General features: G+C 70.0%; 8 protein-coding genes and 1 pseudogene. 7 read left to right on the top strand and 2 right to left on the bottom strand.

What is annotated here, in order from left to right:
- Position 1 precedes the first annotated feature (1 nt).
- Complete coding sequence (locus QH948_RS11205) at positions 2–1,396, bottom strand: branched-chain amino acid ABC transporter permease (RefSeq protein WP_219083377.1); 1,395 nt, start codon at positions 1,394–1,396, stop codon at positions 2–4.
- A gap of 301 nt (positions 1,397–1,697) precedes the next feature.
- Between QH948_RS11205 and glmU the strand changes: the two genes are divergently transcribed.
- Both glmU and QH948_RS11195 read left to right on the top strand, forming a co-directional pair.
- Entirely contained in the window at positions 1,698–3,104 is a 1,407-nt protein-coding gene (gene glmU, locus QH948_RS11200; protein ID WP_281144459.1) for a bifunctional UDP-N-acetylglucosamine diphosphorylase/glucosamine-1-phosphate N-acetyltransferase GlmU, read from the top strand.
- A gap of 6 nt (positions 3,105–3,110) precedes the next feature.
- Entirely contained in the window at positions 3,111–4,085 is a 975-nt protein-coding gene (locus QH948_RS11195; protein WP_219083379.1) for a ribose-phosphate diphosphokinase, read from the top strand.
- 31 nt (positions 4,086–4,116) lie between these two features.
- On the opposite strand, the gene QH948_RS11190 is transcribed toward QH948_RS11195, so the two are convergent.
- Positions 4,117–5,322, bottom strand: coding sequence for an Nramp family divalent metal transporter (locus tag QH948_RS11190; RefSeq protein ID WP_281144458.1), 1,206 nt, complete (start codon positions 5,320–5,322; stop codon positions 4,117–4,119).
- A 151-nt stretch (positions 5,323–5,473) separates the two neighbouring features.
- On the opposite strand from QH948_RS11190, the pseudogene QH948_RS11185 reads away from it, so the two are divergent.
- The 5 genes and pseudogenes from QH948_RS11185 to mfd all read left to right on the top strand — a co-directional run.
- Positions 5,474–6,208: pseudogene (locus QH948_RS11185) on the top strand (ABC transporter ATP-binding protein); the annotation flags it as partial.
- Positions 6,208–8,649: an ABC transporter permease gene (locus tag QH948_RS11180; RefSeq protein WP_281144457.1), complete on the top strand. Its 2,442-nt coding sequence runs from the start codon at positions 6,208–6,210 to the stop codon at positions 8,647–8,649. The pseudogene QH948_RS11185 and the gene QH948_RS11180, both read left to right, overlap by 1 nt.
- A gap of 280 nt (positions 8,650–8,929) precedes the next feature.
- Positions 8,930–9,535 (top strand): 50S ribosomal protein L25/general stress protein Ctc, encoded by a 606-nt coding sequence (locus QH948_RS11175; protein ID WP_281144456.1) that lies wholly within the window; start codon positions 8,930–8,932, stop codon positions 9,533–9,535.
- Complete coding sequence (gene pth, locus QH948_RS11170; RefSeq protein ID WP_281144455.1) at positions 9,532–10,113, top strand: aminoacyl-tRNA hydrolase; 582 nt, start codon at positions 9,532–9,534, stop codon at positions 10,111–10,113. Before QH948_RS11175 ends, pth begins: the two co-directional genes overlap by 4 nt.
- 34 nt (positions 10,114–10,147) lie before the next feature.
- A complete protein-coding gene (mfd, locus tag QH948_RS11165; RefSeq protein ID WP_281144454.1) occupies positions 10,148–13,651 on the top strand; it encodes a transcription-repair coupling factor in 3,504 nt (1,167 codons plus the stop codon).
- Positions 13,652–13,691: the final 40 nt, after the last annotated feature.

Genomic DNA, 13,691 nt, shown 5'->3' with positions numbered 1-13,691 from the left:
TTCAGCCGATGCGGTCCGCGCGTCCCAGGATGCCCTGGGGTCGCACGAGGAGGACGATGATGAGGATCAGCAGCGCCGTCGCGTAGCGCAGATCGCTGGGGATGACGAGGCTGGACAGCTCGACGGCGAACCCGATGATCAACGAGCCGACCAGCGCGCCGTTGGCGGTGCCGAGGCCGCCGAGCGTGATGGCCGCGAACATCAGCAGCAGCATCTGCAGGCCCATGTTCCAGTTGGCTGCGCCGAACATCAGCGCGAACATCAGCCCGGCGAGGCCGGCGAGCCCGCAGGCCAATGTCCAGACCAGCCGGATGACCGAGTTGGTGTTGATGCCGGTGGCCGACGCGAGGGCCGGGTTGTCGGACACGGCGCGGGTCGCACGGCCGAGCCGGGTGCGCGTCAGGAAGAAGCCGATCGCCAGCAGCACGACGAGCGAGATGCCCATCGCCAGCAGCGACTCGTGAGTCATGGTGATCGGCCCGAAGGTGACGGTCCTCGGGTTGCCCGTGACGACCTGGAAGGTGCCGGTCCCGACCATGAACTGGATGAGGAACTGCAGCGCGATCGACAGACCGATCGTCACGATCATGATCTGCGTGACCGGGGTCCCGCGGCGCCTCAGCGGCTTCCACAGCGCCGCATCCTGCAGCCAGCCCGTCGCGGCGCAGATGCCGATCGCCAGGATGGCGGCTCCCCACAGCGGGAGGCCGACCTGGATCAGGAGGTAGCTCAGCACCGCCCCGAGGGTGACCTGCTCACCGTGCGCGAAGTTGGAGACCCTGGTCGTGCCGTAGATGAGGCTCGCCCCGACCGACGCCAGCGCCAGCATCAGGCCGAACCGGAGGCCGGAGGCCAGCTGCTGCCAGACCCGATCCATCGAGACGCCGGAGGAGCCATCCTCCTGCGCCGGGGCTGCCGGCGCGGAGGATGCCGAGGCCGACGCCTCACCGTCGGGGACCGGGGCCGCAGCGGCCTCTGTCAGGTCGAAGGTGCCACGCGCCGTCGAGCCGAACTGGACGGTGAGGTCCTTGACGAGATCGGTGCCGGCCGACGGGAAGTCCGCCGGGATGGAGGCCCCGTCGAGCGTGACCGTGTAGGTGTCGGCGGTGTCGACCTGGAACGTGGTGGGCCCCTCGGCGGTGGAGACCGCGTCGACGGATCCGTCGGGTCCCTCGAGCGTCACCTTTACGTCAGCGACCGGCTCGCGGTCACCATCGAAGATGTTGACCTGGACGCAGCCGTGCTCGGAGGAGCGTTCGCACTCGGTCACAGCCGTGACCTCGGCGTGTGCCGACAACGGCAGCAGGCACAGGATGCCCGTGAGGGCGGCGAGCGTCGCAAGGATGCGTCGGGGGCGTGCGGCTGGACCGGTCGTCGACCGTGTAGGCAGTCCCATAGAGGACCTCCCAAGCTTCAGATGTGCCGGGTTCATCGCGCTGTCGCGGATGAGGATGGGTCAGAAAGCTAGGGCGTCAATGTGACGGCAGGATTTCATGTGCGTCACGTCCCCGTCTCGGTTCTGTTCCGTTGTTGACAAGGGGGGGCGCGCGAAGTGGCCCATGTTGGAGATGGCAACCCCCGCGACGCCGTATGATGCCAACTGACCTGGAAGCCACGAAGGAGAAGCCTTGTCCACCGACAGCGAGCTCGCGCCAGTCGCGGCCGTTGTGGTTCTCGCCGCTGGTGGCGGGACCCGCATGAAATCGTCCACTTCCAAACTCCTCCACGAGATCGCCGGCAGGCCGATGCTGAGCTACGCCGTCTCGGCGGCGGCCTCGCTCGACCCCGAGCACCTCGTGGTGGTCGTCGGTCATCTCCGCGAGCAGGTCGAGGAACACCTCGCCATGCACCAGGCCGCTGTCACCACGGCGGTGCAGGAGGAGCAGCTCGGCACCGGCCATGCCGTGCAGTGCGGGCTCTCCGTGCTCCCAGAACTGACCGGCGACATCGTCGTGACCTACGGCGACGTCCCGATGCTGACGGGGGAGACGCTGCGTCAGCTGGTCGCTGTGCACCGCGCCCACGACAATGCGGCGACCGTGCTGACGGCCAGGGTGCCGGACCCCACCGGCTACGGCCGGGTGCTGCGTGACGGCGATGCCGTCGTCGGCATCGTCGAACACAAGGACGCGACCGCGGAGCAGCGGAGGATCGACGAGATCAACTCCGGTATCTACGTGTTCACGGCCGACACCCTCCGTGCGGGGCTCGCCTCGCTGAAGACGGACAATGCCCAGGCCGAGCTGTACCTCACCGACGTCCTGCACTTCGCCCACGAGCGCATGCAGCGCGTCGGGGCCCTCCTGATCGACGACGTCTGGCAGACAGAGGGTGTCAACGACCGGGTGCAGCTCGCACGCATGAACGGCGAGATGAACCGCCGCATCCGCGACCGGTGGATGCTCGACGGCGTCACGATGATCGACCCTTCGACCACCTGGATCGACGTCGACGTGGACCTGGCTCCCGACGTCATCCTCTACCCCGGCGTCATCCTGCAGGGAGCGACCACCGTCGGCGAGGGCGCCCACGTCGGGCCCGACACGACCCTGATGGACGTGGAGGTCGGCCCCGGCGCCGAGGTCGTCCGGACGCATGGGTCCTTCGCCGTGATCGGAGCGGGCGCCCAGGTCGGGCCCTTCTCGTATCTCCGGCCCGGAACCATCCTCGGCCAGGGCGGAAAGATCGGGGCCTTCGTCGAGACGAAGAACGCCACCATCGGCGACGGCGCCAAGGTGCCGCACCTGACCTACTGCGGCGACGCGATCATCGACGAGGGCGTCAACATCGGCGCCGGCACGATCTTCGCCAACTACGACGGCACGCACAAGTCGACCTCGCATGTCGGCAGGGACGCGTTCGTCGGATCGAACTCCGTCATCGTCAGCCCCGTCGACATCGGCGCGGGGGCGCTCATCGCAGCCGGATCGGCCGTCACTGAAGACGTGCCGCCCGGCGCCCTCGGCATCGCCAGGGGACGACAGCGCAACGTCGAGGACTGGATGGCCGAGCGCCGTCCGGGCTCCAAGTGGGCCGATGCCGCCGCGCAGAGCGACGGCACCGTTCATCCTGCAGTCACCGAGTCGCGAGAGAAGAAGGCCTGACGACCCATGTCCCACATCGCCAAGAACGACAAGCACCTGATGCTTTTCAGCGGGCGCGCATACCCGGATCTGGCGCAGGAGGTGGCGCAGCTGATGGACACCACCCTGGTGCCGACGCGCGCGCTGACCTATGCGAACTCCGAGATCTACGTCCGCTTCGAGGAGTCGGTGCGCGGGTGTGACGCCTTCGTCATCCAGTCGCACACCGCTCCGGTGAACGAGTGGGTCATGGAGCAGCTCATCATGGTGGACGCCCTCAAGCGCGCCTCCGCCAAGCGCATCACGGTCGTCGCTCCGTTCTACCCCTATGCGCGCCAGGACAAGAAGCACCTCGGGCGTGAGCCCATCTCCGCCCGCCTGGTCGCGGACCTCTACAAGGCCGCCGGCGCGGACCGCATCATGTCCGTCGACCTGCACGCCGCGCAGATCCAGGGCTTCTTCGACGGGCCCGTCGACCACCTCTGGGGACTGCCGGTCCTCGCGGACTACGTCGGCGAGAAGTACGCCGGCGACGACGTCTGCATCGTCTCGCCCGACGCCGGACGCGTGCGGCTCGCGGACATGTGGACCGACCGGCTGAGCTGCCCGCTGGCCATCATCCACAAGCGCCACGATCCGAACAAGGCCAACACCGTGGCGGTGCACGAGGTCGTCGGTGACGTCGTCGGCAAGACGTGCATCCTCGTCGACGACATGATCGACACCGCCGGCACCATCGCGCAGGCGGCGCACGCGCTGCGTGAGCGAGGCGCCAAGCGCGTCATCGCCGCCGCGACGCACGCGGTGTTCTCCGGCCCTGCCGCCCAGCGCCTCAACGCGTCGGGCATGGAGGAGATCATCGTCACCAACACGCTGCCGATCCGCACGCCCGAGCCGATCCAGAACCTGAAGGTGCTGTCGATCGCGCCGCTGATCGCCAAGGCCATCGACGCCGTCTTCGTCGACGGCTCCGTCACCTCGCTGTTCGGCGGAAACGCCTGACGTGACCCGACGCTGAGCGTCGGGGCGACCGTCAGAAGGCGGTCACCAGCACCGCGACGTTCAGCGCCACCACGGTGGCCACCACCAGCCAGGCGAGGGCCGACAGCCAGCCGGGGTTGCGGTGCTCACCCATCGCGCGTCGCGAGCCGGTGACCATCACGAGCGGGACCAACGCGAAGCTGATGCCGAAGCTCAGCACGAGCTGTGAATCGACGAGAGCCTGCGTCGGCGACATGCCGGCCACCAGGATCGCCACGGCCGGGATCATCGTGAAGAGCCGCCTGGTCATCGGCGTGATCCTCGGGGACACCAGGTCGCGGATCATGCCCGCGCCGGCGTCGGTGCCGACGATCGCCGAGCCGACCCCGGAGACGAGCAGCCCGATGGCGAAGATCGTGGCGGGCACCGAGCCCACCAGCGAGTGGATCTCGTGGTAGCCCGCCTCGATGGAGTCCACGCCCGCGCCCTGCAGGCCGGCGGCGGCGAACAGCAGCATGGACACGTTGACGACGCCGGCGATCGTGAGCGCAAGCAGCACATCCAGGCGCTGTGCCTTCAGCAGGCGCTCGACCTTCTCGTCGGACTTCGAGTGCTTGTCCCGGGCCAGCTGCGAGTGCAGGTAGATCGCGTGCGGCATGACGGTGGCCCCGAGCATCGCGGCGGCGATCTGGATGGAGGCCGCGCCGTCGAAGCGGGGGAGCAGGCCCCCGACGATCTCCCTCGGGTCCGGGGGCACCCACGCAAGGCTCAGCAGGAAACCGACGGCGATGATGGCCAGCACGGCCATCATGAGCGTCTCGAAGGCACGTTGGCCGCGGGTCCGCATCCACTGCAGCGACAGCAGCGCGACGAGACCGACCACGAGTGCGCCCACCCACAGGGGCAGCCCGAACAGCAGGTTCAGGGCGATGGCGCCGCCGACGATCTCGGCGAGGTCCGTCGCGATGGCGACGCCGATCGCCTGAGCCGCGTACAGGGCCCGCCACGCCTTCGCACCGCGTCGCCTGCCGAGGTCCTCGTGCACGATCGAGCTCAGGGAGCCGCCGGTGACCACCCCGAGTTTCGCCGACAGATACTGCACGAGCATCGCCATGATGCAGGCGAGGACGAGCGCCCAGACGAGGAGGTAGCCGAACTCCGCGCCCGCGCTGAGGTTCGCCGCCACGTTGCCGGGGTCGACGTAGGCGAGCGCCGCGATGAACGCGGGTCCAAGCAGTGCGGCTGTCCGGCGGGGCATGCCCGGCACCTTACAAGAGGTATCGGGGTCAGGTCGGCCTGCGGTCTGAGCGCGGAAGCGGCACCGGCGACGACGAGCCGATCCGCCGAGGCGGACATCTCCCTAGAGTCGACGACGATTCTCAGTGGAAGGACCCACCATGTCCCAGCAGACCCCGATGGGAGCGCCGGCCTGCGGCGTCTCGCACCTCACCAAGGTCTTCGGTTCCGGCGAACAGCCCGTCGTCGCGGTCAACGACGTCTCGGTCGCGATCGCGCCAGGCAGCTTCACGGCTGTCATGGGGCCGTCCGGCTCCGGAAAGTCGACCCTGATGCACTGCATGGCAGGGCTCGACCGTCCCACCGCCGGGGACGTGTATGTCGGGGCCGACAACATCGCACGGCTGCCGGAGAAGGCCGTGACGAAGGTCCGACGCGACAAGATCGGCTTCGTGTTCCAGTCGTTCAATCTCCTGCCCACGCTGACGGCCGAGCAGAACATCGTGCTGCCGCTCGACCTGGCCGGGCGGAAGGTGGACAGGGCCCTGTTCGGCCAGGTGATCGACTCCCTTGGCCTCGGCGACCGCCTGACGCACCGCCCGAGCCAGCTCTCCGGAGGCCAGCAGCAGCGCGTCGCCGTCGCCCGCGCCCTCGTGACCCGCCCCGAGGTGATCTTCGCCGACGAGCCGACCGGAGCGCTCGACCGCCGCACAGGAACCGCGCTGCTCGAGTACCTCAGGCAGTGCTCCCGGGAGCAGGGACAAACGATCATCATGGTCACGCACGACCCGCTGGCCGCCGCGTACGCCGACCGCGGCCTCATGCTGCTCGACGGGCGGATCGTCGCGGACCTGCCGCACCCCACTGCCGAGCAGGTGCTGTCCTACCTCGGGCAGGCGGCGGCCTGATGTGGCGCGAGGCAGTCAGTGAGCTCAGGCTCCACCCGTCGCGGTTCGTCGCGACGCTGCTGGCCATCGCGATCAGCGTCGGCTTCATCGCGGCCATCTCCGTGTTCATCAACTCCCAGCAGAACGCGATGGGCAAGCAGGCGGCGCTGCCGATCAGCACCTCTGACGCCGTCATCGCGCTCCCCGAGGGCGGTGGTGCACAGGCCGCGGAGTTGGCCGGTGCCGTCGACGGCGTGGCGTCCGTCGACCCCGTTCCCACTGGCGCCGTCAGCTTCCTGTCGAAGGGGGACCGCAGCGTCACCACCGAGCTCTATCCGGTGCCGGCCGAGCACGTGCGCTGGTCGCGGCTGGTCGACGGCGCGTACCCCGCGTCCGACGACGAGCTGGCGCTGTCCGAGGCCGCGGCCCGAGAACTCGGCGCCGCGATCGGCGACACCGTCGACCTTGAGGGCATGGACCAGCCGATGCGGCTGGTGGGCCTGACCGACGACCCGATGTCGCTGTTCACGGTCATCGGCTACGTCGCGCCATACGCCGATGGCGGCGTGGACGGCGCCTACCAGCTGTCCGTGCGGGTCGACTCCGGCGCAGATGTGGAGCAGGTCGCCGACGCGCTGAAGACCCAGTTGAAGGGCGTCTCCGGGGCGGAGGTCCAGACGGGGGCCGATGCCAGGACCGAGACCCTGACCCAGGCGACGGCCGGGCTCGACGTGTTCAAGTACCTGCTGCAGGGCTTCGCCGCCATCGCGCTGCTGGTCGGCATGATCACCATCGCGAACACCTTCACCATCCTGGTGGCCCAGCGACGCCGGCAGCTCGCGCTGCTGCGCGCCATCGGCGCCACGCCCGGCCAGGTGACCGGCAGGCTGCTCGTCGAGTCGTTCCTGCTCGGCGCCATCGGGTCAGCCGCGGGGCTCGCCGTCGGCTTCCTGGTGGCCTGGATCGGCGGCCAGGTCACGGGCTCGAACTACTTCGGGCTGACGGTGGTGCCTGCAGAGCTGGGCATCGCCTTCGGCATCGGAGTGCTCGCCACGATGGTCTCCGCCGTTGTGCCGGCGCTCCGGGCGGCCCGCGTGAAGCCGCTTGAGGCGCTGCAGGTCGTCCCCAGCGCCCAACAGGCGCGTCGCGCGAGCGTCGCCCGGCTGGTCGTCTGTCTGCTGTTCGCGGCGCTGGGTGTCTTCCTCGTGGTGCAGAGCCGCGCGGGCGGCGAATGGGCGATGGTGTGGGCGGTGCTCGCGGGCTTCGCGATCACGGCGGCGGTCCTCGGCGGCGCCCCGCTCTACATCGCGCCGCTGCTGCGCCTGGTCGGGCGCGCCTTCGGCTGGGCCGGGCCCACGACGCGGCTGGCCTTCGCGAATGCGGCCCGCAACCCTCGTCGGGCGGCGTCGACCGCCACCGCGCTGATGCTGGCCGTCGGCCTGATCGTCACGCTGCAGGTCGCGCTGGCGACCATGCGGACCACCGGCATGGAGGCCATTGCCCGCGAGTACCCCGTCGACGTGGCGGTGTCCTTCGCGGACGGGGCGCCTGAGGGTGTCGTCGACGATCTGCGGGAGACGGGCGGTGTCGCGGCCGTCGGGACGGTCCCGGCCAAGCCGGTCAAGGCGCAGGACGCCGTCGACGACCAGTCGCCGACCTGGGCCTACGCGCCGCAGGGCGCCTACGACGAACTCGGCGTCACCCCGCCGCAGGGGTCGATGCCCAGTGAGGGGACGGCGGTGGCCGGTGACTGGTCCCTGGTCGTGCCCGACGGTGCGACGACGGTCACGCTGCCCGGGGCCGACGGCGACGTGACGCTGAAGGTGGTGCGCAGCTCGTCGATCAACTACGACGCCATCGCGGTGTCCCCGGCGACCCTCGACAAGCTCGCCGGCACCGCCGCAGTGCACCAGGTCTGGGTCCAGCTCCAGGACCGCACCTCGTCGTCGGCGCTGAACAACGTGCTGAAGATCACCGACCAGTTCCCCGAGGGGACGGTGGACGGCGGCGGCGCCATCATGGCCTCGCTGGTCAGCCAGGTCCTCGACGTCATGCTGATCGTCCTGACGGCGCTGCTCGGCGTCGCGGTCCTCATCGCGCTCGTCGGGGTCGGCAACACGCTGGGGCTGTCGGTGATCGAACGGCAGCGCGAGTCGGCTCTGCTCCGGGCGCTCGGCATGCAACGTGCCGGTCTGCGCGGCATGCTCGTGGTCGAGGCGATCGCGCTGGTGGGCATCGGTACGGTCATCGGGCTGGTCGCCGGCGTCTTCTTCGGCTGGCTGGGCGTCTCGACGGCCTTCTCCATGATGCCGGAGGGGGTCATGGACCTGCGTCTGTCCCTCGACCCGTGGTACACGCTCGGCCTGATCCTGGTCTGCCTCATCGCGGCCGTGCTCGCGTCGATCCTGCCTGGCCGCCGCGCGGCCAACGCGACCCCGACCGAGGCCCTCGCCGTCGAGTGACGTCCCTCCCCACCCGGGCCGCGATGAGCACGACACACTTGTCGTCGACGAGCGAGCGTTCACATTCTCGGAATCGCGCGACGAGAAGGAGAATGTGCTCATCGCGGCCCCGGGGCCCGACCCGTCGACCCGACGGTGACCGCCCGCGATTGGGTCCGACGGGGCCGCTGGGCTAAGCTTGGACAGTTGCCTGGCGAGGGACCTCAGAGTCCGTTATCGACTAGCCGTTCCTCGCGAGGCGCCGACCTGCGTCACAGTTCACGAAGCCCGAGGAGTATCCATGGCTGACAACAAGCTTTCCGCCACCACCCGCACCGAGTTCGGCAAGGGCGCCGCCCGTCGCCTGCGTCGCGCCGGCTCGACCCCCGCCGTCCTCTACGGCCACGGCACCGATCCGGTCCACCTCGCCCTCCCGGCGCGCGAGACCTTCCTGGCCCTGCGCACCGCCAATGTCCTGCTCGAGATCACCGTCGACGACGCCAAGAAGCCCGTCCTCGCGCTGCCCAAGCAGGTCCACCGCGACCCGATCCTCCCCGCCATCGAGCACGTCGACCTCCTGCTGGTGAAGGCCGGCGAGAAGGTCGAGGTCGAGGTCGCGCTGGTGCTCGAGGGTGAGGCCGCCCGGGGCGCGCTGGTCAACCACGACCTCACCGCTCTGTCGGTCCTCGCGCCGGCCACCGACATCCCCACCGAGCTCACCGTCTCGGTCGAGGGCCTCGAGATCGGCCAGCACCTGACCGTCGCCGACATCAAGCTCCCCGAGGGCGTCGAGACCACGGTCGACGGCGAGACCCTTGTCCTCTCCATCGTGCCCGTTCCCACCGAGGAGCCCGCCGACGAGGCCGCCGAGGGTGAGGCCGACGAGGCCGCCGAAGCCGCCGAGTGAGCACTTCCCCCTATCTCCTGGTCGGGCTCGGTAACCCGGGCCCGACCTACGAGTTCACCCGGCACAACGTCGGGTTCTGGGCCGTAGCGGACCTCGCGGACCGCTACGGTTCCTCCTTTTCCCTGAACTCGAGGCAGCGCGCCGAGGTCGCATCCGTCGTCGTCCCTGGGACGACGACCAAGCTCATCTGTGTGAAGCCCACGACGTTCATGAACGACTCGGGCGTGGCGGTCAAGGCGATCGCCGCGTTCCACAAGATCCCCGTCGACCACGTGATCGTGCTGCACGACGAGCTGGACCTCGACCCCGGCAGACTCCGGGTCAAGAAGGGCGGAGGCGACAACGGCCACAACGGCCTGAAGTCCATCCGCGCGCACCTGGGCAGCGGCGACTTCTACCGCGTCCGGATCGGCATCGGCCGCCCGCCGGGCAGGCAGTCGGCCGCCGACTACGTGCTGAACAAGCTGAAGCCGGCCGACCTCGACGCCATGCGCGTCGACGCGGCCATCGGGGCCGACGCGGCGCTGTCGATCATCCGCCACGGCCTCGACGCGACGCAGAACACGTTCAACCGCTGAACGACACCACCGCAGATCAGGGAAGGACACGGCAGTGAAGTACCCGGGACTGCTCGGAGAACTCGAGGCCGACCGCGGCTTCGCGGCGACGATCGCCGACTCCAGGCGCAGCGGCGTCACCGCGCTCGACGTGACCGCCGTCACCTCCTTCTTCCCCCTGCTCAGCTCCGCCATCGCCGAGGGTTCCGGCGGCACCGTCCTGATCGTCACCTCCACCTACCGCGAGGCAGAACAGCTCACCGCCGAGGTCGGCGCCCTGCTCGGCCCCGACCAGGTCGAGTACTACCCCGCCTGGGAGACCCTGCCCCACGAGCGCCTCTCCCCGCGCGCCGACACCGTCGGCCGACGACTCGCGGTGCTCCGCAGGCTCGCCGGATTCGACGGTGACATCCCCCGGGTCGTGATCGCGCCCGTCCGCTCGGTGCTGCAGCCCCAGGTCCGCGGCCTCGCCGACATGACCCCCGTCCAGATCGGGGTGGGGGACAGCTACGAGCTCTCCCGCCTGCTGAACGACCTCGTCGGCGCCGCCTACAACCGCGTCGACCTCGTCGAGCGGCGCGGCGAGTTCGCCGTCCGCGGCGGCATCGTCGACATCTTCCCGCCGACCGCCGAACACCCGGTGCGCATCGAGTTCTTCGGCGACGAGGTCGACGAGATCCGCTACTTCACCGTCGCCGACCAGCGCTCGACGGGGGAGTCCGCGAAGAGCATCGTCGCCCCGCCGTGCCGCGAGCTGCTGCTCACCGAAGCCGTCCGCGACCGCGCCCGCCGGCTCTCCGCACAGCACCCCGAGCTCAGCGACCTGCTCGACCGCGTCGCCGAGGGGCACGCGCAGGAGGGTATGGAGGCCCTGATCCCCGCGCTGGTCGACGGCCTCGAGCTGCTCGTCGACGTGCTGCCCAAGGGGTCGATCGTGCTGGCCTCGCAGCCGGAGCTGATCCGCGCCCGTGCCGCCGAACTCGTCGCCACCAGCCAGGAGTTCCTCGAGGCCAGCTGGGCCGCGGCCGCCGGCGGCGGCACCTCACCCATCGATCTGGGCGCCTCCGCCTACTGGACCCTGGCGGACGTGCGCATGCATGCGCTGGAAATCGGGCTGCGCTGGTGGTCCATGTCGCCCTTCGCCGCCGACGACCAGGGCGCCTACCCCTCGACAGGCTCAGGGCTTGACGCCGACTCCGTCTACTCCCGCACCCTGGCCGTCCACCCCTCCGAGCCCTTCCACGGCGACGTCGCCGTCGCGACGCAGCACGTGGCCCGCAGGGTCAAGGACGGCTGGCGGGTCATCGTCGCCGTCGAGGGCCGCGGCCTCGCGCAGCGTCTCATCGAACTGCTCGACGAGGCGGGCGTCCGTGCCGCGATCGGCGACCTCGAGGGGCCGCCGGCCCCCGGCTCCGTCACGGTCGTCCTGGCGACGCTGCGGCAGGGCTGGCGCGCCGACGAGGCCCGCATCGAGGTCCTCACCTCTGCCGAGCTGACCGGCCAGGCGGCCGTCGACAAGGTCGAACGCAAGCTGCCCAGCCGCCGCAAGGCCACCATCCAGCCGCTCGAGCTGAAGGCGGGCGACCCCGTCGTGCACGAGTCCCACGGCGTCGGCCGGTTCGTCGAGCTCGTCAGCCGCACGATCCAGGGCGCCACCCGCGACTACCTCGTCATCGAGTACGCGCCCAGCAAACGCGGCCAACCCGGCGACCGGCTGTTCGTCCCGATGGACCAGCTCGACCAGCTCAGCCGCTACGTGGGCTCGGAGTCCCCGACGCTCGACAAGATGGGCGGCGCCGACTGGACCAAGCGCAAGGCGAAGGCCCGCAAGGCCGTCCGGGAGATCTCCGGTGAGCTCATCAAGCTCTACGCCGCCCGCCAGGCCACCAAGGGCCACGCGTTCGGCCCCGACACCGCGTGGCAGCGGGAACTCGAGGACGCGTTCAGCTACGTCGAGACCCCGGACCAGCTCTCCGCCATCACCGAGGTGAAGGCCGACATGGAGAAGCTCGTCCCAATGGACCGCCTCATCTGCGGCGACGTCGGCTACGGCAAGACCGAGATCGCCGTGCGCGCCGCGTTCAAGGCCGTGCAGGACGGCAAGCAGGTCGCCGTGCTCGTGCCGACGACGCTGCTCGTCACGCAGCACTACGCCACGTTCGCGTCCCGCTTCGCCGGGTTCCCCGTGCGCGTCGCGCAGTTGTCGCGCTTCCAGAGCGACGCCGAGGCCCGCAAGGTCGTCGACGGCATCGCCAACGGCAAGGTCGACGTCGTCATCGGCACCCATCGCCTGCTCAGCAAGGAGATGCAGTTCAAGGACCTCGGCCTGGTCATCATCGACGAGGAGCAGCGCTTCGGCGTCGAGCACAAGGAACGCCTGAAGGCCATGCGGGTCAACGTCGATGTCCTGTCGATGTCCGCCACGCCGATCCCGCGCACGCTCGAGATCGCCATCACGGGCATCCGGGAGATGAGCGTCATCGCGACCCCGCCCGAGGAGCGCCACCCCGTCCTGACGTTCGCCGGGCCCTACGACGACGCACAGGTCAAGGCCGCCCTGCGCCGCGAGCTCGCCCGCGAGGGCCAGGCGTTCTTCGTGCACAACCGCGTCGGCACGATCGAGAAGACCGCGGCCCGGCTGCGAGAGCTCGTCCCCGAGGCTCGTATCGCGACGGCGCACGGGCAGATGAGCGAGGCGCGCCTCGAGCAGGTCATGCAGGACTTCTGGGAGCGCAACACTGACGTGCTGGTCTGCACCACCATCGTCGAGGCGGGTCTGAACATCCAGAGCGCCAACACGCTGATCATCGACCGCGCCGATATGATGGGCCTGTCGCAGCTGCACCAGCTCCGCGGCCGCGTCGGCAGGTCCCGCGAGCGCGGCTACGCCTACTTCCTGTACCCGGCCGACAAGCCGCTGTCGGAGGCCTCCCACGAGCGCCTCGCGACCATGGCCGCCAACACCGACCTGGGCGCCGGCATGGCCATCGCCATGCGCGACCTGGAGCTCCGCGGCGCAGGCAACCTCCTGGGCGAGGACCAGTCCGGCCACATCGAGGGCGTCGGCTTCGACATGTACCTGCGCATGGTCGGCGAGGCCGTCGCCAACTACCGCGGCGACGCGGGCGAACCCGAGCCGACGATGCGGGTCGAGATCCCCGTCGACGCGCACCTGCCGGAGGACTACATCACCTCGGAGCGGCTGCGCCTCGAGATGTACAAGCAGATCGCCGAGATCCGCACCGAGGCAGACATCGAGGGCGTGCTGGCCGAGCTGGTCGACCGGTACGGCGAGCCGCCCCAGGCCGTGGTGTCGCTCCTGGGCGTCGCCCGGCTGCGGAACCTGGCCCGCGAGCACGGCATCCAGGAGATCGTCCCGCAGGGCAAGGTCGTGCGCCTGGCGCCGCTCAGCCTGCCGGAGTCGCGGCAGCTGCGCCTGAAGCGCCTGTACCCGGGCTCGACCGTGAAGTCCGCCGTCGACCAGATCCTCGTCCCGAAGCCCGCCGACGGCGACTACCTCGGGTGGGCGACCACGCTCATCACGCAGCTGTTCGCGTGATCCGGCGCACCCCTCCCGCCCGGCCCCGGTCATAGGCGTA

The sequence above is a fragment of the Tessaracoccus lacteus genome (genome assembly GCF_029917005.1).
Taxonomy (GTDB): Bacteria; Actinomycetota; Actinomycetes; order Propionibacteriales; family Propionibacteriaceae; genus Arachnia; species Arachnia lactea.
This window is presented reverse-complemented; position numbering and strand designations above follow the sequence as displayed.

Bases quoted from the DNA above. Each gene is read 5' to 3' on its own strand.
- QH948_RS11205 (WP_219083377.1), bottom strand. From the start codon at position 1,396: ATGGGACTGCCTACACGGTCGACGACCGGTCCAGCCGCACGCCCCCGA.
- glmU (WP_281144459.1), top strand. From the start codon at position 1,698: ATGAAATCGTCCACTTCCAAACTCCTCCACGAGATCGCCGGCAGGCCG.
- QH948_RS11195 (WP_219083379.1), top strand. From the start codon at position 3,111: ATGTCCCACATCGCCAAGAACGACAAGCACCTGATGCTTTTCAGCGGG.
- QH948_RS11190 (WP_281144458.1), bottom strand. From the start codon at position 5,322: ATGCCCCGCCGGACAGCCGCACTGCTTGGACCCGCGTTCATCGCGGCG.
- QH948_RS11180 (WP_281144457.1), top strand. From the start codon at position 6,208: ATGTGGCGCGAGGCAGTCAGTGAGCTCAGGCTCCACCCGTCGCGGTTC.
- QH948_RS11175 (WP_281144456.1), top strand. From the start codon at position 8,930: ATGGCTGACAACAAGCTTTCCGCCACCACCCGCACCGAGTTCGGCAAG.